At 66.1% G+C, this 20,558-nt stretch carries 16 protein-coding genes; 12 read left to right on the top strand and 4 right to left on the bottom strand.

What is annotated here, in order from left to right:
- The first annotated feature begins 1 nt into the window (after position 1).
- The 4 genes from K307_RS41915 to K307_RS41930 all read left to right on the top strand — a co-directional run bounded on the left by K307_RS41915 (position 2) and on the right by K307_RS41930 (position 6,000).
- Positions 2–3,250 (top strand): efflux RND transporter permease subunit, encoded by a 3,249-nt coding sequence (locus K307_RS41915; protein ID WP_042886912.1) that lies wholly within the window; start codon positions 2–4, stop codon positions 3,248–3,250.
- Positions 3,251–3,364: 114 nt separating this feature from the next.
- Positions 3,365–4,018: a protein-L-isoaspartate O-methyltransferase family protein gene (locus K307_RS41920; protein ID WP_042886913.1), complete on the top strand. Its 654-nt coding sequence runs from the start codon at positions 3,365–3,367 to the stop codon at positions 4,016–4,018.
- Positions 4,019–4,031: 13 nt separating this feature from the next.
- Positions 4,032–4,355: a rhodanese-like domain-containing protein gene (locus tag K307_RS41925; protein WP_042886914.1), complete on the top strand. Its 324-nt coding sequence runs from the start codon at positions 4,032–4,034 to the stop codon at positions 4,353–4,355.
- 133 nt (positions 4,356–4,488) lie between these two features.
- Positions 4,489–6,000, top strand: coding sequence for a TolC family outer membrane protein (locus K307_RS41930; RefSeq protein ID WP_042886915.1), 1,512 nt, complete (start codon positions 4,489–4,491; stop codon positions 5,998–6,000).
- A gap of 61 nt (positions 6,001–6,061) precedes the next feature.
- Here the strand turns inward: K307_RS41930 and K307_RS41935 are convergent, their stop codons facing one another.
- Positions 6,062–6,892, bottom strand: coding sequence for an META and DUF4377 domain-containing protein (locus tag K307_RS41935; RefSeq protein ID WP_051975417.1), 831 nt, complete (start codon positions 6,890–6,892; stop codon positions 6,062–6,064).
- A 281-nt stretch (positions 6,893–7,173) separates the two neighbouring features.
- Here K307_RS41935 and K307_RS41940 point away from each other — a divergent pair, with 281 nt between their 5' ends.
- Entirely contained in the window at positions 7,174–8,271 is a 1,098-nt protein-coding gene (locus K307_RS41940; RefSeq protein WP_042886916.1) for a glycosyltransferase family 4 protein, read from the top strand.
- 8 nt (positions 8,272–8,279) lie between these two features.
- On the opposite strand, the gene waaA is transcribed toward K307_RS41940, so the two are convergent.
- Genes waaA through K307_RS41955 form a run of 3 tightly spaced genes read right to left on the bottom strand, consistent with a single transcriptional unit; the run spans position 8,280 to position 12,041 of the window.
- Positions 8,280–9,569 (bottom strand): lipid IV(A) 3-deoxy-D-manno-octulosonic acid transferase, encoded by a 1,290-nt coding sequence (gene waaA, locus K307_RS41945; protein WP_042886917.1) that lies wholly within the window; start codon positions 9,567–9,569, stop codon positions 8,280–8,282.
- On the bottom strand, positions 9,569–10,675 hold the full coding sequence (gene waaC, locus K307_RS41950) for a lipopolysaccharide heptosyltransferase I (RefSeq protein ID WP_042886918.1): 1,107 nt from the start codon (positions 10,673–10,675) through the stop codon (positions 9,569–9,571). Before waaC ends, waaA begins: the two co-directional genes overlap by 1 nt.
- Complete coding sequence (locus tag K307_RS41955) at positions 10,656–12,041, bottom strand: phosphomannomutase/phosphoglucomutase (RefSeq protein ID WP_042886919.1); 1,386 nt, start codon at positions 12,039–12,041, stop codon at positions 10,656–10,658. The genes waaC and K307_RS41955 overlap by 20 nt, the downstream gene beginning before the upstream one ends.
- A gap of 331 nt (positions 12,042–12,372) precedes the next feature.
- Here K307_RS41955 and K307_RS41960 point away from each other — a divergent pair, with 331 nt between their 5' ends.
- The 7 genes from K307_RS41960 (at position 12,373) to K307_RS47125 (ending at position 20,464) form a co-directional block, all read left to right on the top strand.
- Positions 12,373–13,512 (top strand): glycosyltransferase family 4 protein, encoded by a 1,140-nt coding sequence (locus K307_RS41960; RefSeq protein WP_042886920.1) that lies wholly within the window; start codon positions 12,373–12,375, stop codon positions 13,510–13,512.
- Positions 13,512–14,831, top strand: coding sequence for an exopolysaccharide biosynthesis polyprenyl glycosylphosphotransferase (locus K307_RS41965; RefSeq protein ID WP_042886921.1), 1,320 nt, complete (start codon positions 13,512–13,514; stop codon positions 14,829–14,831). The genes K307_RS41960 and K307_RS41965 overlap by 1 nt, the downstream gene beginning before the upstream one ends.
- Positions 14,831–15,964 (top strand): glycosyltransferase, encoded by a 1,134-nt coding sequence (locus K307_RS41970; RefSeq protein ID WP_042886922.1) that lies wholly within the window; start codon positions 14,831–14,833, stop codon positions 15,962–15,964. Before K307_RS41965 ends, K307_RS41970 begins: the two co-directional genes overlap by 1 nt.
- On the top strand, positions 15,964–17,220 hold the full coding sequence (locus tag K307_RS41975; protein WP_042886923.1) for a lipopolysaccharide biosynthesis protein: 1,257 nt from the start codon (positions 15,964–15,966) through the stop codon (positions 17,218–17,220). The genes K307_RS41970 and K307_RS41975 overlap by 1 nt, the downstream gene beginning before the upstream one ends.
- Positions 17,221–17,299: 79 nt before the next feature.
- Positions 17,300–19,087 (top strand): DUF7657 domain-containing protein, encoded by a 1,788-nt coding sequence (locus K307_RS41980; protein WP_155301378.1) that lies wholly within the window; start codon positions 17,300–17,302, stop codon positions 19,085–19,087.
- A gap of 34 nt (positions 19,088–19,121) precedes the next feature.
- Positions 19,122–20,072, top strand: a complete 951-nt coding sequence (locus K307_RS41985) for a glycosyltransferase (RefSeq protein WP_042886924.1) — start codon at positions 19,122–19,124, stop codon at positions 20,070–20,072.
- A complete protein-coding gene (locus K307_RS47125) occupies positions 20,069–20,464 on the top strand; it encodes a GtrA family protein (RefSeq protein WP_080745402.1) in 396 nt (131 codons plus the stop codon). Before K307_RS41985 ends, K307_RS47125 begins: the two co-directional genes overlap by 4 nt.
- Positions 20,465–20,558: the final 94 nt, after the last annotated feature.

A 20,558-nucleotide genomic window follows, 5' to 3' on the forward strand; every position in this document is an offset into this window, starting at 1 on the left:
CATGTGGTTCACCCGCCTGTCCATCCGCAACCCGGTGCTGGCCACCATGATGATGCTGGCCTTCATCGTGGTCGGGCTGTTCTCCTACCAGCGGCTGCCGGTCGACCAGTTTCCCGACATCACCTTCCCGGTGGTGGTGGTGCAGACCGAATACCCGGGCGCCGCGCCGGAGTCGGTTGAGTCCGACGTCACGCGCAAGGTCGAGGAGATCGTCAACACCATCTCGGGTATCGATGAGATCTTCTCGCACTCGTACCAGGGCACCTCGGTCGTCGTCATCAAGTTCGACCTCAGCGTCGATGTCGGCCAGGCCGCGCAGGACGTGCGCGACAAGATCGCGCTGATCCGCCCGCAGTTCCGCGACGAGGTCAAGGAACCGCGCGTGCTGCGCTATGACCCGTCCGACGCGCCTATCTTCTACCTGTCGGTGTCCAATGCGCCCGGCGCCAGCCGCAGCCAGCGCGAATTGACCACCATTGCCGACCAGATCGTGCGCAAGCGGCTGGAGACGGTGCGCGGCGTGGGTGCGATCAATATCGTCGGCGGCACCAGGCGCGAGGTCGAGATCCGCATCCGGCCGGCGCAGCTGGAGGCGCTGGGCATCGGCGTCGACCAGGTGATGAACGCCATCCGCAGTGAGAACCAGGAGCTGCCCGCGGGCGAGCTGCGTTCCTCGGCGACGGAAACGGTGGTGCAGATCAAGGGCCGCGTACCCACGCCTGACGCCTTCCGCCAGATCATCGTGGCGCGCCGCGCCGGCCAGCCGGTCACGCTGGGCGAGATCGCCGACGTGCGCGACGGCCAGGAAGAGCAGGAAAGCCTGGCGCTGCTCGACGGCAAGCGCGCCCTCTTCCTCTCCGTGGTCAAGGCGCAGGGCCAGAACACCGTCGATACCGTCGACGGCCTGGTGCGCATGACCGACGAGGTGCGCAAGCTGGTGCCGGCCGGCGTGCAGCTCAACGTGGTCAACGACACCGCGCGCGGCATCCGCAGCAGCGTGAAGGAAGTCCGATCGACGCTGCTTGAAGGCGCATTCCTGACGGTGGCGATCGTGTTCCTGTTCCTCGGCTCCTGGCGCAGCACGGTGATCACCGGCCTGACGCTGCCGATCGCGCTGATCGGTACCTTTGGCGTGATGTATATGTGCGGCTTCACGCTCAACGTGATCACGCTGATGGCGCTGTCGCTGTGCGTGGGCCTGTTGATCGACGATGCCATCGTGGTTCGCGAGAACATCGTGCGCCACAACCTGATGGGCAAGGACCACCGCACGGCGGCGCTGGACGGCACCAACGAGATCGGGCTGGCAGTGCTGGCCACCACCTTCTCGATCGTGGCGGTGTTCCTGCCGGTGGGCTTCATGGGCGGCATCATCGGGCGCTTCTTCCACCAGTTCGGCATCACCGTGGTAGCGGCGGTGCTGATCTCGATGTTCGTCTCGTTCACGCTCGATCCGATGCTGTCGTCGGTCTGGCACGATCCTGACCTGCACGGCACCGGCAACAAGAAGAGCTGGTACGGACGCACCATCGGCCGGCTGCTCGACTGGTTCTCCGCACGAATGGACCGCCTCGGCAACGGCTACGCCGCCATGCTGGGCTGGGCGCTGAAGCACCGGTTGGCGACCGCGATGATCGCGGTGGCGACCTTCTTCGGCAGCTTTGCGCTGGTGCCGCTGATCGGCACGGAGTTCGTGCCCAATGCGGACTTTGGCGAGACGCAGGTCGGCTTCACCACGCCGGTCGGCACGTCGATCGAAGTCACCGAGGCCAAGGTGCGGCAGGTGGAGGCGGCGCTCAAGTCCTTCCCGGAAGTCGCCTACACCTACGCCACCATCAATTCGGGCAACGCCTCGGGCCGCAACAACGCGCTGGTGTCGGTGCGCCTGACCGAGCGGCGCGCGCGCAAGCTGACCACCGCGCAACTCAACCCGCTGATCCGCGAGCGGCTGGCCAGCATCGCCGGTATCACGCTGACCATGGTCGGCATGCCCGACGGCGCCGGCGGCCAGAAGGCGATCCAGGTATCGATCCAGGGCGACAACCTGGACGAACTGCGCCGGCTGTCTCAGGAAGCCAGCCGCCGCATGCGGGCGATCCAGGGACTGGCAGACCTGGATTCGAGCATGAAGGACGACCGCCCCACCATCGAGGTCCGCATCCGGCGCGAACTGGCCTCGGACCTGGGCGTCGGCGTGGCGCAGATCGGCAACGCCCTGCGCCCGCTGCTGGCCGGCGACGCCATCAGCTCGTGGCGCGCACCGAACGACGAGAACTACGACGTACGCGTGCGCCTGCCCAAGGACGCGCGCACCGGCATGGCCGACCTGAACGGCCTGATGATCGCCAGCAGCCAGACCAACAGCGACGGCTCGCCGAAGATGGTGCCGCTGCGCCAGATCGCCGAGCTGGTGCCCACCACCGGCGCCAACCAGATCAGCCGGCGCGACCTGAACCGCGAGGTCGAACTGACCGCCAACGTCGCCGGGCGCTCGGCCGGCGAGGTGGCGCGCGACGTCAAGGGCACGCTCGACGGCATGACCTGGCCGGCCGGCTACAAGTACCGTTTCGGCGGCTCGACCAAGTCGATGAACGAGTCCTTCGGCTACGCCGTGTCGGCGCTGGCTCTGGCGGTGGTCTTTATCTACATGATCCTGGCCTCGCAGTTCGCCAGCTTCTTCCAGCCGGTCGCCATCATGACCTCGCTGCCGCTGACGCTGGTGGGGGTGTTCGCGGCGCTGCTGCTGTTCCGCTCGACGCTGAACATGTTCTCGATCATCGGCTTCATCATGCTGATGGGGCTGGTGACCAAGAACGCGATCCTGCTGGTGGACTTTGCCAACCAGGCCCGGCACGGCCATGTGGACGGCGCCGACGGCCGGCAGCCGCTGTCGCGGGAGGCGGCCCTGGTGGAGGCGGCCCGCGTGCGGCTGCGCCCGATCCTGATGACCACGCTGGCGATGATCTTCGGCATGGTGCCGCTGGCCTTCAGCCTGGGCGAAGGCGCCGAGCAGCGCGCACCGATGGGCCAGACCGTGATCGGCGGGATCATCACCTCGTCGATCCTGACGCTGGTGGTGGTGCCGGTGATCTATACGTATCTGGACGACCTGGCGGCGTGGTTGCGGCGGCTGTGGTTCGGCACGGCCGCGGTGCAGCCTGCGGCGCCCCCCTCAGGACTTCCGCAGGCAAGTTCCAGCCAGCCCGCGGCCCCGGAACTGCCGGCGCCCAGGGAGGCCAGCGCGGAATGAGCCTGGCGGCGTTCGCAAGGTTAAAATAGAGAGTTTGATAAGACTGTCCGGCCGTGGGCACCGCGCGGCCGGCGCACAGAACGACAGCGGTTGGCCTTGGTAAGGAATGGCAAGATGGATCTCGAAAAAGCCCGATTCAACATGATCGAACAGCAAATCCGCCCGTGGGACGTGCTGGACCAGGAAATCCTGGACCTGCTGGCGGTGGTCAAGCGGGAGCAGTTCGTCCCGACCGCGTACGCCTCGCTGGCGTTCGTCGACATGGAGATTCCGCTGCCCGCCGGGCAGAACATGCTGCCGCCGCGGGTGGAAGCCCGCATCCTGCAGGACCTGGCCGTGCGCAAGCATGAAAACGTGCTGGAAATCGGCGCCGGCTCCGGCTACATGGCCGCCCTGCTGGCCAACCGCGCCCGCCACGTGCTGACCGTGGACATCGTGCCTGAGCTGGTCGAGCTGGCCCGCACCAACCTGGCCAATGCCGGCGTCACCAATGTCGACGTGGCCGAAGGCAACGCCGCCGACGGCTGGAGCGCCGCCGCGCCTTACGACGTGATCTGCATCTCGGGCTCGCTGCCGGCCATCCCGCAGTCGATCCTGTCGCAGATCAAGGTGGGCGGGCGCATCGCCGCGTTTGTGGGCGAGTTGCCGGTGATGGAAGCGCGTCTGATCACGCGCCTGTCCGAGACCGAATACCAGGTCGTCAACCTGTTCGAGACCGCGGTCAAGCCCCTGCAGGGCGCGGCCCGGCCCTCGCAGTTCCAGTTCTGAGGACAGAGTCATCATGCAGGTCATCAAGCCGACCGAACTGGCCCAGTGGCTGGCCGACGCCAGCCGCGCCAAACCGGTCCTGCTCGACGTGCGTGAAGGCTGGGAGGTGCAGACCTGCGCCATGCCCGGCATCACTCACATCCCGATGCGAGACATCCCCGCGCGCGCGGCCGAGCTGGACGAGGACGCCGACATCGTCTGCATCTGCCACCACGGCATGCGCAGCATGCAGGTGGCCGCCTACCTGGAGCGCCAGGGCCACAGCAAGGTCTACAACCTGACCGGCGGCGTCGACGCGTGGGCCAGCGAGATCGACCCGGCCATGCCGAAGTACTGAAGCCAGCCGCGGCCCGCCGGTAACCAACCGGCGGGCCGGCCGCGACCGCGGCAGTCCTGGGCAGGCACCCAGGCAGCAATCCGAAGAAGAAACGACCGTAGGCCGTGGCTGTGCCCGGCAACCTGGAGGTGTCATGACGTTTGCGCCCAACGCCCTGCCCGGAGCGATCCGGACACGCCTGGCGATCGCGGTTTCCCTGCTTGCCCCGCTGTTGGCCGTGCTGCCCGCGGCACCGGCAAGCGCGGCCGACCTGCTGCAGGTCTATCGCGATGCGCAAGCCAATGACGCGCAGTTCGCCAGCGCCCGCTCGCAGCTGCTGGCCACGCGCGAGAGGCTGCCGCAGGGGCGCGCCGGGCTGCTGCCGCAGGTCATCGGCACCGCTGGCGCGTCGCGCACCAAGCTTGACCAGACCGCGTCGCTGCCGCTCGGCACCGGCGCCAGTGCCTCCGGCACGCGCTTCTTCAACAACAACAACTGGCAGCTGCAGCTGAGCCAGCCGCTGTTCCGCTGGGACCGCTGGGAAACCTACAAGCAGGGCGAACTGGCCGCGCTGGCGGGCGAAGTCACCTTCCACCAGGCCGAGCTCGACCTGATCACGCGCGCAGCGCAGGCGTACTTCGACGTGCTGGCGGCGCAGGACAACCTGTACCTGGCGCGCGCGCAGAAGAAGGCCATCGGCGAGCAGCTGGAGCAGGCCAAGCGCAATTTCGAGGTCGGCACCGCCACCATCACCGATACCAACGACGCCCAGGCCCGCTACGACCTGGCGACCTCGACCGAGATCGCCTCGCAGAGCGACCTGGAGATCCGGCGCGCCACGCTGCAGCAGATCACCGGCAAGCCGGTCGACGAACTGCTCGGTCTGCGCCCCGAAGCCCCTCTTCCCGGCCCGCAGCCGCCCGACGTCAACGCGTGGGCCGCGCAGGCGGAGAGCAGCAACCTGCAAGTCAACCTCGCCAGCTACAACCTCGAGACCGCGCAGCGCGAGACCAACAAGGCCAAGGCCGGGCATTTGCCGTCGGTCGACCTGGTGGCGTCGTATGGCTTCACCAACCAGACCGGCAGCGCCACGCAGGCGATCTCGACCCACTACAACGCGTCGCAGATCGGCGTGCAGCTGACCATGCCGATCTTTGCCGGCGGCCAGATCCAGTCGCGCGTGCGCGAAACGCTGGCGCTCGCCGACAAGGCCGCCAGCGACCTGGAATTTGCCCGCCGCACCGCCGCGCAGACGGCGCGGCAGACTTACTCGGGCGTGTCCAACGGGCTGGCGCAGGTGAAGGCGCTGGAAGCGGCGGAACGCTCGGCGCAGAGCGCGGTGGAGTCCAACCAGCTCGGCTACGAAGTGGGTGTGCGTATCAATATCGACGTGCTCAATGCCGAGGCGCAGCTGTTCTCCACCCGCCGCGACCTGTCCAGGGCGCGCTACGACACCATCATGAACGGGCTGCGGCTGAAGGCTTCCACCGGCGTGCTGCAGGAGTCGGACGTGGTGCAGATCAATACGCTGCTGACCTCGGCGCCGGGGGCGCTGTACAAGCTGCCGGCGCAGGCGAACGGCAAGGTGCCGGCAAAACCCGCGTCCGCGGCCGAACGCCGGGGCGGGCGGCGTGACGCGATTGCGGCAGGCACGCCGCGCTCCTGAGCGGCGGGCACAAAACAAAACGGGCCGCGATTGGCCCGTTTTGCTTTGGTGACGGCTTACCCTACCGTGCCCGCGTGCGCGACTCCACATTCAGCAACTGCCACCGGATCGACGACGCATCCGCCGGCGGGTTCGGCACCTGGTACTCGCGCACGCGCAGCTTGTAGGACACGCCCTGCTCGAAGTCCAGCCCTTCGATCGGGCCATACCAGAGCTGCCACGGCGCATCGGGCGATTCGCGCCAGCGGTAGCACATCGTCTTGCCAACGCCCGTGCACTCCACGCGCTGCGCATCGATATAGACGGTCTTCTCCACGCCGCCCGCATCCATGCGCGCGCCGCGCTTGCCCACGCCTTCACGCTCGACAAACTGCAGCAGGTCGCCACTGACGGTCTTCCAGACGATCTGCCGGCCGGTGCTGCCCGCCGACGGCTGCGTGCCGATGGTGGCGAACGGCGTCTGCATGGCCTTGAGCAGCGCGGATTCCAGTTCCATGCGCGGCGGCGGGCAGGCCATGCGCGTGCCGGCGATGCGGTCGAAGCGGATGCCGGTGTCGGTCTTGCCATAGCTGCCGGTAAAGCGGTTGCAGCCACTGGTGCCGCTGACCGTGCCCTGCGCGGCATCGATGCCGTCGTTGAACTCGAAGATGATGGGCTGGCCGTTGTCGCCATGCGGGATGTCGCGCAGCGTGCCGTCGGCCTGCTGCCAGCGCACCAGTTCCCAGCGGCTCGGGCCGGAGGGCTGGGTCTGGTTCAGGCTGGCGCCGGCACTGGGCAGGCCCGGCGCCGGGCCGGTGGTGCAGGCGGCAAGTGTGGCGGCAACGGTGACGAGGGCAAAGGCGGCGCTGCGCAGGCCGATCGTCCGACAGGTACCGCGAAGGGATGTCTGCATAGGGGTAAGCTCCTGTGACAAGGCGCCGGGGCCATTTGCGGCCATCGGCGCTTCATGCTGGCTTAGAGCCTGGCGGATTCATGCAAGTTCAGCATTGCCGGCTGCACAATGCTGCGCGTAGTGTACCGCGCTGGCATTTCACACCACGATCGCCACCATCGCGGCGCAAAGCCAAGGATAATTGCAGGCCCGGCCCTGCCCTCCGACTCTATCGCCCTGGTAGCCATGCATCGCCACAACCCGCGCGCAGCCAGCCGCTACGCCGCGCCACAGCCGCACCCATGACGGGACGCCGTATCTGCTTCCTGACCGGCACGCTCAACGCGATGGCGGGGGCCGAGCGCATGACCGCGACCATCGCCAACGCGCTCGCGGCGCTCGGCCACCACGTCACCATCCTGAGCCTGTGGGATGCGGCCAGCCAGTTCCCGCTGCATCCGGCCATCCGCCATGAAGCGCTGTTCGCGCAGAGGCCGTCGTTCCGGCGCGAATATCTCGCCACCGTGGCCGGCATCCGCCGCCATTGCGCCGCGCACCGGACCGAGGTGCTGGTACAGGTCGACACCATGCTCGCGCTGTTCGTGCTGCCGGCCACCGCCGGCATGGGACTGCACCATATCGCCTGGGAGCATTGCCATTTCGACGAGGATCTCGGCAAGCCGGCACGCAAGCTCGCCAGGCGCTTGGCGGCGCGCTTCTGCCGGCAGGTGGTGGTGCTGACGGAACGGGACCGCAGCCGCTGGCTGGAAGCCCTGCGCCCGCGCTGCGACGTGGTTTGCCTGCCCAATCCGCTGCCCTTTCCCATGCCCGCCGCGCCCGCGCCGCGCACGCAGAAGACCGTGCTTGCCATGGGGCGGCTGGTGGCGGCAAAGGGCTTCGATGTGTTACTGCACGCCTGGCAGCAGGTCGCGGCACAGGAGCCGGAATGGCAACTGCTCATCCACGGCGAAGGCGAGGAGCGCGCTGCCCTGACCGCGCTGGCCGCGCAGCTCGGCCTGGAAGACCGGGTCAGCCTGCCGGGCGTCTGCCACGATCCGGAGCAGGCCTATGGGCGTGCGTCGGTGTTCTGCCTGAGTTCGCGCTATGAAGGCTTTGGCCTGGTGCTGATCGAAGCCATGGCCTTCGGCCTGCCGATCGTATCGACCGATTGCGAGACCGGGCCGCGCGAACTGCTTGCGCCGGGACAGGACGCACTGGTCGTTCCGGCGGACAACGCCGAGGCGCTGGCCGCGGCGCTGCTGACGGTGATCCGGGAGCCGGAAACCGCAAGCCGGCTTGCCGCCAGGGGCCGAGCCAAGGCGAACGGATTTGCGCTGGAGCGGATTTCCGCGCAGTGGGATGGGCTGGTCAAGGCGCCGCCATCCAGCGCGGCGCCTTAGTCGTCAGCTCAGTCTTCCAGCGCGGGCGCCAGCGCGGCCAGCGTGCGGACGGTCGCGCCGCGATGCAGGCCGGCAAAGGTCTGCGCATGCGCACGCATGTCGGCCAGGCGCGCCGGCTTGGCCAGCACACCGGCGGCGGTACGTACCAGCTCATCGGCATTGCCGACGCGCAGGCAAGCACCCGCGGCAATCGCATCCTCCGTCGCCTGCGCGAAGTTGAAAGTATGCGGGCCGATCAGCACCGGCGTGCCGACCGCGCAGGCCTCGATCAGGTTCTGCCCGCCCAGCGGCATCAGGCTGCCGCCGATAAAGGCGAGGTCCGACGCGGCGAAGTACATCGCCATCTCGCCCATCGAATCGCCCAGCACGATATCCGCCGTGATCGGGGCCTGCACCTTGTCGAGATCCAGCGCACTGCGGCGTTCGACCGAAAACCCCGCCCGCGCCGCCATCGCCGCCACTTCATCGAAGCGCTGCGGATGACGCGGGATCAGCAGCAAGGCCGGACGCGGTACGTCGCCAGCCAACGCCTGCCAGCGCGAGAAGGCGTCGAGCAGCAGGGGCTCCTCCCCTTCGCGCGTGCTGGCGGCCGCGAGCACCTTGCGTGCGCCGAACGCCTTGCGCAGCCGTTCGCCCAGCGCCACGCCCGCCGGTGCGGGCTGCATGTCGAACTTCAGGTTGCCGGTGATCTGCACCGCCGGCACGCCCAGCGCGCGAAAGCGCTCGGCATCGCCGGCCGTCTGCGCCAGCACGCCCGCAAAGTCCCGGTACATCGACGCCGCCGCGCGCCCGAAGCGTGCCGTGCGCCGGAAGCTGCGCGGCGACAGGCGCGCGTTGACCAGGTACAGCGGCACCCCCGCCTTGCGCGCACCGTGCACGACATTGGGCCACACCTCGGTCTCCATCAGCACTCCCGCCTCCGGCCGGAAATACCGCATAAACCGCCTCACCAGCCACGGCAGGTCATACGGCAGGTAGCACTGCAGGATGCGCGGCTCCTTGCCGAACAGCTGCGCGCCGGTCTGGCGGCCGGTCGGCGTCATGTGCGTGAGGAGCAGGCGGTGGTGCGGATAGGCACCGAGCAGGGCTTCGATCAGCGGCTGCGCGGCGCGGGTCTCGCCGACTGACACGGCGTGGACCCAGAGCCACGGGCCCTTCCTTGGCAGGTTGCCGTAGATGCCCAGGCGCTCGCCGACGTGCTGCACGTAGCCCGGCTCCTTGCGCGCACGCCATGCCAGGCGCAGCAGCGCGAGCGGCAACACGGCCAGCCACAACAGGCTGTAGATCAGGCGCAGCATCAGGCAGGCACCCCGCGTACGCGGCAGGCGGCCTCGTAGACCTCATCGACCGACGGCACCACGCCGTCGTCGCCGACATTGGCGATGCGATCGGACCAGTAGCCCTCGGTCTTCCAGCGCCAAGTGGCGGTGTAGATTTCCACCGTGGGGCGGCACAGCGCCGCGGCGATATGGACCAGACCCGTATCGACGCCGATCACCACCTCGGCCCGGTTGATCAGCCCGAAGCCCTGCATCACCGAGAAGCGCGGCAGCACCTGCGCCTGCGGCACGCCGGCGGCGATCTCTTCGGCGGCCTGGCGCTCCTTGTCGTTGCCCCACGGCAGCAGCATGGCAAGGCCCTCGGCGCGCAGCCGGTTGCCCAGCGCGTGCCAGTTCTGCACCGCCCACTTCTTGCGCGCGCCGGCCGTCGCATGGAAGCACACCGCATAGCGCGCGGGCAGGTCCGCCCACAACGGATCGTCGACATGCAAGGACTGCGCGGCCGGCCCGAAAAATCGCGGCGGCTCCGCCGGCGCCGTCCCGGTCAGCGCCGCGCCCAGCAAGCGCGAGCGGCGCACCGAATGGGTCTGGCGCGGCACGCACACCGGGTCGGTGTACAGCAGCCGTGCCGCCGGCTCATAACCCGAGCCCTGCGTGGCATTGCCCAGCCCGATGATCGGCGCGCCCGGCGCGCGCGTCGCCACGCGCGCGACCACCGCGGTCTTGAGCAGACCCTGGCTTTCGATCACGGCGTCGTAACGCTCGGCGCGCAGTGCATCGCGCACCGCGCCGATCTCGCGCCAGGTACCGCCCTGCAGGATGCGCTTGCGCCAGCGCCGCAGCGCGAACGGGATCACGCGGCGCACTTCCGGCAACAGGCGCACCAGTTCGACGTAGCCTTCTTCCACCACCCAGTCGATCTCGGCGTCCGGCCAGCGCATGCGCAGGTCGTGAACCAGCGGCATGTTGTGGACCACGTCCCCCAGCGACGACACCTTGACCAGCAGGATGCGCGGCCGCTCCGGCAACGGAAACGGCGCCGCCACCGGCATGGGTTGCACCACCCCGGACGCGTCCGGCGATGCCTGTGGCACCGCCGTGCGCTCAGAACGGGAGCTGAGCATCCGGCTTCTCGGCCAGGATCACGCGCTTGAACTCCGCCTGGATGCGCGCGAGCGCCGCGTCGTTGTCAGCCTCGAAGCGCATCACCACCACCGGCGTGGTGTTGGATGGACGCGCCAAGCCAAAGCCATCGGCATATTCCACGCGCACGCCATCGATGGTGATCACCTCGCGAGCGCCTTCGAACTTGGCGTTCGCCTTGATCTTGTCCAGCAGCGTGAACGGTTCGCCCTCGGCGCACTTGAGCTGCAGCTCGGGCGTGTTGTTGGCGTTGGGCAGCGCGTTCAGCACCGCGCTCGGATCGGCGTGGCGCGACAGGATTTCCAGCAGGCGCGCACCGGTGTACAGGCCATCGTCAAAGCCGTACCAGCGGTCCTTGAAGAACACGTGGCCGCTCATCTCGCCGGCGATCGGCGCACCGGTTTCCTTCAGCTTGGCCTTCACCAGCGAATGGCCGGTCTTCCACATCAGCGGCTCGCCGCCGTGCTGGCGGATCCACGGCGCCAGCTTGCCGGTGCACTTGACGTCGTAGATCACCTGCGCGCCCGGATTGCGCGACAGGATCTCCTCGGCGAACAGCATCAGCTGGCGGTCCGGGAAAATCACCTGCCCGTCCTTGGTCACCACGCCCAGCCGGTCGCCATCGCCATCGAAGGCAAGGCCCAGCTCGCAGTCGGTCTCGCGCAGGCACTGCATCAGGTCCTGCAGGTTCTCCACATGCGCGGGATCGGGGTGGTGGTTGGGGAAGTTGCCGTCGACGTCGCAGAACAGCTCCGTCACTTCGCAGCCCAAGCCGCGGAACAGGTCGCCGACGAAGGCGCCGGCCACGCCGTTGCCGGCATCCAGCGCGATCTTCATCGGACGGGCCAGCTTGACGTCGCCGATGATGCGGTCGAGGTACTTCTGGCGCACATCGACTTGCTTGTAGGCGCCGCTGCCGCTGGCGAATGCGCTGGCCTCGATGCGCTTGCGCAGCGCCTGGATCTGCTCGCCGTAGATCGCCTGGCCGGCCAGGACCATCTTGAAGCCGTTGTAGTCGGGCGGGTTGTGGCTGCCCGTCACCATGATGCCGGAGGTGGCGCGCACGCCGTCGATCTCGATGTTGGCGGCGAAGTAGACCATCGGGGTGGCGACCAGGCCGATGTCGATCACGTCCAGGCCGGCGGCGCGCAGGCCTTCTACCAGGCCGGCGATAAGGTCGGGGCCGGAGAGGCGACCGTCGCGGCCGACTACGACGGTTTTTTCGCCGAGTTCTGCCGCGGCCGAACCGAACGACAAGCCAATCAGGCGTGCGACGTCTCGGGTGAGCGTTTTGCCTACGATGCCGCGGATGTCATAGGCTTTGAAAATAGAAGGTTCGATTTGCATATGGCTTCCTGTCAGTCTGTCGGGCGCGACGCACACTGCCAAGGCATGGACGACGACGCCAGATCGGGCTCTTGGAACGAATCAAAGGGGCTATTTTGCCGGATTGCGCGACTGGCGGGCGGTATAATCGCCGCAATATACCGGACGGGCGCAATTTTCAGCGTCTGTCCTACACCCGAGGCTACACTTTACCGCCCGCCAGGCGCGCCGCCTTTCGCCGTCCGGTCCCGTCGGTTCCGGCTGCGATTGCCCGACATCCAGAAGCTGCCATAACTTGCCGGCACTTTCCGGCCAAGTGGCGGTTGCGACCTAGCTAATTTCGTACGCACACTTGACGTCCACCGCACAGCCCTCGCCGCGCCTGCGCATCGCCTATCTGATCACCAATTCGGAGATTGGGGGAGCGCAGTCGCATGTCGGTGACCTGCTGCAGTCAATGCAGGGCCGCGCCGAGACCGTCTTGCTGGCGGGCGGCGAGGGGCCGCTGTTCGATATCGCCACCCGTACGGGGGCGAAGATCATGCGGCTTTCTCGGCTCGACAACGCCCTTTCTCCCTGGCGCGCCGTTACCGCCTTGCGCGAGCTGGTGCAAGCGCTGAAGACGGCGGCCCCTGACCTGATCCATGCGCACAGCGCCAAGGCAGGCGCGCTTGGCCGCATCGCCGGCTTGCTGCTGAGAATCCCCGTGGTCTACACGGTGCACGGTTTTGCCTTCAAGCCCGAAGCGCCATGGCGCCAACGTCTTGCCGCGCGCGCGGCGGAGTGGCTGCTGGCGCCGCTGGCGTCGCGCGTGATCTGCGTTGCCGAGGCCGAGCGCCAGCTGGCCCGGTCACTGCCGGTTCCCGCCGATCGCATCGCGGTGATTGCCAATGGCATTCCGGACACCGCTCATCGCGCGGCGCCGCAAGCGCCGCTGCGCAGGATTGTGATGGTCGCGCGCTTTGCCGCGCCAAAGCGACCCGACGCGGTCATCCGCGCCGTTGCGCGAGCAAATCTGCACGATTGCGAACTGGTGCTGGCAGGCGACGGCCCGCAGCGCAAAGCCATGGAGCAGCTCGCACAACAGCTCGCGCCCGGGCGCATACGTTTCCCGGGCAATGTAGCGGACATTGCCGCCCTGCTGGCGTCCGCGCAGGCCTTTGTGCTGGCCTCGGACCATGAGGGCTTGCCGCTGTCGGTGCTCGAAGCCATGCGGGCCGGACTCGCCGTGATCGCGTCGGACCTGCCCGGCATCCGCGAACAGATCGGGCACAACAAGCATGGGCTGCTGGTCGACCACAATGACGAGCCCGGGTTTTCTGCAGCGCTGGAACGCCTTGCCTCAGACGCCGCGCTGCGCGGCGCGCTCGGCAGTGCCGCACGGCAGCGCTGGGAGCAACATTATGGGCTGGAACGGATGACCGAAGCGACCTGGTCCGTCTATCGCGATGCACTGGCGCGCACGCCTCGCGCCGCTCGGGTGCCGACATGATGGACACAAAATCCGACAGCCTGCGCCGCCACGCCCTGCGCCGCCACATCGGCGGCTCCGAGACGGTGCGCCGGGTGAGCCGGATGCTGACTTGGGCGGTGCTCGGCCTGGCGTTGTTCGCGATCAGCGCGGTATTCGCCGAGATGGCCCATCGTGCGGGCTTTGTCACCTACGTATTTACGCGCACGTTGCTGTGGTCGGTGGTGCCGTACCTGTTCGCGTTCATGCTGCTCAACCGCTCGCTGCACCTGCCGGCCATGGAAGGCAACAGCCTGGCAGGGCTGGCGGTCACGCTGCCTTTCTGCGGGCTGCTTTTTGCCTTTGCCGCGTTCCACATCGAGTATTCACGAGGCGCCCTGCTGCTGGCTTATATCATCACGCTGACCTGGGTCTGGGCCGGGTACCGCCGCTTCGTGCAGAACTATGTGCCATTGTTCGGGTATACCGATCCGCGCACATTGACGCAGCTCGAAGCCATACTCGCCATGCCCGGCGCCGCGCCGGCAGCCCGCATCCGCTTCGAGCCGGTTGGCTCGCTGGAGGACGCCGGGCATTTCGACGGCCTGATGGTCGAGCGCAGCGTCACCGGCGATCCAGAACGCACGCGCCTGCTCGCGCACTACAAGATGAGCCATGTGCGGATGTATTCGGTGGAGCGCGTTGGCGAAATGCTGACCGGCCGGGTCGGCCTGGCACATATCGACGAGAACTTCCTGGACGACTACGCGGCCCATTACCTGTACGGCTATCTGAAGCGTGTGGTCGATATCGTCACCGTCCTGTGCCTGGCGCCGATCGCCGTGCCGCTGGGCCTGGCCGTCGCGCTCGCGATCCGGCTGGAAACGCCTGGCGGCGCCATCTTCCGCCAGCAGCGCGTCGGCCTCTTCGGCAAGCCCTTCGTGATGCTCAAGTTCCGCAGCATGGGCGTGGACGGCAGCGCGCCCGCCATGTTCGCCGCACGCCGCGATCCGCGTGTCACGCGCGTTGGGCGAGTCATCCGCAAGTACCGCCTGGACGAGATCCCGCAGCTGTGGAATGTTCTCCTGGGGCATATGAGCCTGATCGGCCCCCGACCCGAACAGGCGCCGATGGTCGAGCAGTTCTCCGAGACCATCGCCTACTATCCGTACCGCCACCTGGTGCGGCCGGGCCTGTCGGGGTGGGCACAGGTGCAGCAGGGCTATGCCGGCAGCCATGAGGAAACCGTGACCAAGCTGAGCTACGACCTGTACTACGTCAAGCACTGTTCGCTTGCGCTGGATTTGCTGATTGCGGTGAAGACGCTGCGGACGCTGGCAACCGGTTACGGGGCGCGCTGATGGCGGCCGAAGAACCGGCCACCGTGGCACAGCCTTTGCGCATCCTTGTCATCACCACTGGCCTCAGGCTAGGCGGCGCGGAACAGCAGATCGCCGCACTCGCCCGCGCCTTTGTCGCGCTGGGCAACAGCGTGGCCATCGTGAGCCTGACCGAAGGACAGGAGATCGATCTTCCTGCCGGCATCGCGATCACCGAACTGGGCATGCGCAAGACCCCGCTGTCGATGCTGGCAGCGCTGCGAAAGACCCGGCAGGTCGTCCGCCAATGGCGCCCGGACGTCATCCATTCGCATATGGTCCACGGCAACCTGTTTGCACGGGCACTGACCCGGACCGGCCGCATGCCACCGGTCGTCTGCTCCGCGCATAGCGCACGGGAAGGCGGCACGCTGCGCACCCTCGCCTATCGCCTGACAGACCGCTGGTGCGCGCTGACCACCCATGTCAGCGAGGCCGGCCGGCAGGCGATGGTGGAAAGCGGGGCCGCGCCGGCCCAGCGCGTGATCGTGATGCCCAACGGCATCGATACCACCCGATTCCGGCCGGATGACGCGGTGCGCGAGCGAGCGCGGCGCGATCTTGGCCTCGATGCGGAGGACATACTGGTATTGAATGTGGGCAGGCTGGTATCCGAGAAAGACCAGGCCACGCTGATCGAGGCGTTCCGGCTTGTTGCCAGGGCTGTGCCAAATGCCAGGCTGGTGATCGCTGGCGAAGGTCCGCTGCGTCCGACGCTGCAAGACCGGATCGTACAGGGCGGTCTGGCAACGCTGGCGACCCTCGCCGGCGCACGAAGCGATATTCCGGACTTGCTGCGCGCAGCCGATGTATTCGCGCTCTCGTCGCGGATTGAAGGCATGCCGCTCGCCGTTGGCGAAGCGCTGGCGACCGGACTGCCCGTGGTGGCGACCGCCGCCGCAGGCGTGGCCGAGCTGGCGGGTGACACGGCCACCATCACCCCCATCGGCGACGCCGCAGCATTGGCATCCGCGCTCGAGAAAGCAATCCGCCAACTGCCTGGCACGCAGGCCCAACGGGACCGGCGCAGGCAGCAGATTGTCAGCCGCTTCGACGTGTCTGCCGTCGCACGGCAATGGCTGGTCAATTACCAAAAACTGAGGGACAGCCACTGATGCGGCGCAGAGTTGCCGGCAACTTGCTGTGGATGCTCGCCGATCGTGGCTTGCAGGTGGTGATCGGCATCGTCATCGTTGGCATGCTGGCGCGTGCGCTTGGGGCCGAAGGCTTCGGGCATTTCCAGTACGCGCAGTCGCTGGTCTTCATCGCGGCATCGGTCCCGCTGATCTGCGCCGCCGAGGTGGTAGTGCCACGCCTGGTCGCCCTTCCAACGCCCGAGGCCAGGCACAAGCTGATCGCCCATGCGTTCGCGATCCGGCTGTCGGCCGGTCTCGGGGGCTATGCGCTGATGTGCGCCTACCTGGCCTTGACGCAACAGCCTGCTGACACCTGGGTTCCAGCAGCCATACTGGGAACCGCGGTCGTGCTGCGCGAGCCGTTCGGCATTGTCATCGCGTGGATGCAGGCTCGCACCCACAACCGGCCAAATGTCGTCTTCAATCTGGTTGGGCTTACGGCGAAGGCCGGTCTTGTCACGGCACTGTTCCTCTCCGGCACCCAACTCCTGCCTGCGTATGCCGCCGCCTTCGCGATCGAGCCGCTGATCGCCGCGGTATTGCTGAGCTGGTATTACCTGTCTCGCGCCCCGCGCGCCGTGCCGGCCAACGATGCGTCGCTCAGGCGCGAACTGATCCGCGACGGCGCACTGTTCTGGCTCAGCTTCATGCTGATGGTCGCCGCGCGCCGCGCCGATCAACTGATCCTCAAGCCCGCCGTACCGCTTGCCGAGCTGGGCGCCTACGCGGCCACCATGCAGGTGCTCGACAACTTCACCGCCATTGCGACCATTCTGGCGGCGGGCGTCGCCCCGATTTACGTGTTTGCACAAGAATCCATCGCGGCTGCGCGCCGCAATGTGCTACGCGCCACCGGCGGGATGGCGGCAGTCGGACTTTGCGGCGCCATTCTCATTGGGCTCTGTTCCAAATGGATCGTCCACTTTCTCTATGGCCAAGCATTCGGGGAAACGGTTGTCCTGCTGCAACTCGCCGCCCTGGCATCGGCCCTGATCTTTGCAGACGTCGGCCTGGGCCTGTTGCCGATCTACTTGCGCAAGCCACGCTGGGTCGCGGCAAAGTGGGCCCTTGTACTCGCCACGACAGTGGTTGTCGACGCCATCGCCGTGCCACGCCTTGGCACCCGAGGCGCAGTCCTGGGATACGCGGTGGGAAATGCGGTTGCCGTCGTTTTCGGGATCACCCTTGTGCTTCTCTCAAGCCGGAAAACGGCAGCCGCCACCGCCTCCGCCTAAGTCAGCCGACGCGCTGCGCCTGACGCGGGGCGGCAGGTAAAATCCGGCCTTTGTTCGCCGCGAACGTCACAAGCCAAATATGCGTTTATCCGCGCTGATGCGAAAACACCTGGTCGGTTTCATGCTGTTGCTGCTGGGCCTGATCTATGTCGGCAATACCTGGTCGCCATCCTCGTATGGCGTGGTGCTGGAACGCATCGGCGCAAAGGGCGACGGGCTGCACTTTGGCACGCCGCGCCCGATTCGCAGCGATGAGTGGTCGGTGGTCACGCCGCTCACCCAGGCCACCGTGCGCAACGGCTTGCAACGCTTCAATTCCACATCTCTGTATGGCGAGGACCTGCGCATCAACTATGGCCTGCCGATTGCGGACTGGGGGTTGCTGTTCAAGCCGACCATGTGGCTGTACCCGTTCGTGAATGCGGCGTACGCGTATTCGTTTCACTGGTTTGCGATATTCGCGGTCTTCATCGTCGGCTACGCCAAGCTGTTCCGCGTTGCCGGGGCGACGCGGCCACAATCCTTGCTGCTTGCGCTGTCTCTCTATTTCACCGGGTTCTCGCAATTCTGGTGGAATGAGAAAGGGCCAATCATCGCGCTGTTCGCTGGCGCCCTGGCCGTGCTCTTCATCGAGGCCCCGATCGCACTGCGGCTGGTTCTCTTCTATTGGCTGGCGGCAAGCTGGCTGGTAACCGATTTCTATCCGCCACTGTTCATATCGCTGGCCTTCGTGGGGGCCGTTTTCTTCCTCTGCTACGGCCGGGAGTGGTGGCGTCCGGCCCGTCTGGCAGGTCTTGCCGGCGCTGCGGTGCTGGCTGCGGCGACAGCGGTCCTTTACCTGAAGGACTACCTGCTGAGCACCATGCAGACCCTCTATCCGGGCCAGCGCAACTTCTCGGGCGGGGCGCTGCCTGTGGAGCGCTGGCTCTCGCAGTTTTTTCCTGCAAGCACGTTCGACCGGTCATACAACTCCCTGATCGGAGCAAATATCTCCGAGATTGGCGTAGCAGGAACGTGGTTCGTCGTGCTTTGCCTGTGTTTCCTTGATTACCGCAATGCGCGCACTGCGCTTGCCGCGAAACGCCAGTGGATGCATCCGGCCATCTTTCTGGCCGCCCTGGTGTTAGTAACGGCTTGGATGATGCTTCCTGTGCCGGCCGCCCTTGGCAAGCCATTGCTCTGGAACCACGTCCAACCCGAGCGAATGGTGTTCGCTGCCGGCGTGCTGCTGCTGATGTTCGCGCTGGCCGTTGTGCGCGTCGTGGGCCTGGCCTGGTCAACCAGGCGCGCACTGGTTTTCATCGGCGTCGTGGTCGCCGCGTGGCTGCTGTTCAAGGCGTCAAAAAACGGCTACCACCCCAGGTACTGGAATGACTTGTACATCGTTCCCGCGGTCGTGCTCTGCATCCTGGTGCAGAAGGCCCGCAGACTGAATCCGCTGACCAGCATTTCCGGCCTGGCGGCACTTGGGGCCGCCGTGACGTTCTTTCCGTTCAACCCGGTGCAATCGGCCTGGCCAATTTTCAACCTTCCCGATACGGTGGTGCTGGAGCGGCTCTCTCAACAGGCACAGGCCAATGGCGGAGTCCTCGCCGCTGAAGGTTTTCCCGGCGCCACGCTGAACGGGCTGGGTTACCGATCCGCTTCGCATGTCACGCCGGTACCCGCCCTGGATTTGTGGCGACAATGTTTCGCCAATCTTCCCGGCAGCGAAGTGGACGGCATATTCAACCGGTATTCCCATATCACTTTGATAGCATCCGATACGCCAAAATTACTGGGCCCGGACAATGTCGGCGTACCCCGACATTTGTTCGATTACAGCAGCACCGCTTCCGCGCACTTTCCAATCCACGCCAAACCGTAACTGATGCGTCCGACCGATGTCGGAACCGCCAAACATGTATTCCACAGTGCCGCCCGATCTCAAAATTGCTGTTGTGCTCCCCTGCTATAACGAAGAGGTCGCCATTGGCAGCGTGGTCTCCTCATTCCGGGCCACGCTGCCGCACGCGCGCATCTGCGTGTTCGACAACAACTCTTCCGACCGGACTTCGGAGGTCGCGGCAAATGCCGGAGCGGAGGTGTTCTACGTCGGGCTGCAAGGCAAGGGAAATGTGGTCCGCCGGATTTTCGCCGATGTCGAAGCCGACGTTTATGTGATGGCCGACGGAGACGCCACCTACGATGCCGCTGCCGCGCCTCAGCTGATAGCGAAGCTCCTCAACGAGGGGCTCGACATGGTGGTTGGCTGCCGCGTCGATCAGTGCAAGGGCGCCTATCGTCAGGGTCACCGCTTCGGGAACTGGCTGCTGACGAGCACTGTTATGCGGATCTTCAATGGCCGCTTCACCGATATGCTGTCCGGATACCGGGCATTCTCACGGCGCTACGCCAAGTCCTTCCCCGCGCTGGCGGTCGGGTTCGAGACTGAAACAGAACTCACGGTGCACGCACTGGAACTCAGGATGCCTTATGGCGAGGTCAGCACCAATTACGGCGAGCGGCCGGAAGGCTCCACCAGCAAGCTTTCTACGTATCGCGACGGCTTCAGGATTCTGAAAACCATCATCAAGCTTTATATGACCGAGCGCCCTTTTTCGTTCTTCGGGCTGATTGGAACCATATCTGTACTATTATCCCTTCTTTGCGCGACACCGGTGATCCTCGAATATGTCGAGACCAGCAAGGTGACGCATTTGCCGCTGGCCGTGCTGTCCACCGGCATTATGCTTTCGGGGCTGCTTTCATTCGTGTGCGGGTTTGTGCTGGACACCGTTACACGGGGCCGCCATGAATATAAGAGACTTATTTACCTGTCGATACCGGCAACGCGGAAGTCAATCCAGTGAAGAAAGTCGCAACCGAGATTTGCAGCTTCGCATTTGTCGGCGTCCTCGGTTTCTTAGTGGATGCTGGCGTTCTCTATCTCCTTAAAGCTCAACTCGGTCTCTATTGGGGTCGAGCCGCTTCATTTTTGTGCGCCGCATCGATCACCTGGATAATTAACAGATCTATGACGTTTAGCGGTCGACATTCCGGTCAGTCGATGCTTCGTGAGTACTTAAGCTATCTATTGCTAATGTGCGGCGGAGGAGCTGTCAACTATGGGGCTTACGCTGTAAGCATATCGATTAGCACGAGAGTCGCAGCTCACCCTATTATCGGGGTCGCCATTGGAAGCCTGGCGGGTTTGAGTGTCAATTATGTCTCATCCAGGTTCCTACTGTTTCAAAAAGCTTAAGTCTTAGGGTGGCGCAAGCGCGTACTCTGTATTGCCTTTGTCGCCGCTCTCCCAATTGGGGGGAAATGACAGGTCGGTGACATGCCAGGGCACA

The sequence above is a fragment of the Cupriavidus necator A5-1 genome (assembly GCF_000744095.1).
Lineage (GTDB): Bacteria > Pseudomonadota > Gammaproteobacteria > Burkholderiales > Burkholderiaceae > Cupriavidus > Cupriavidus necator_A.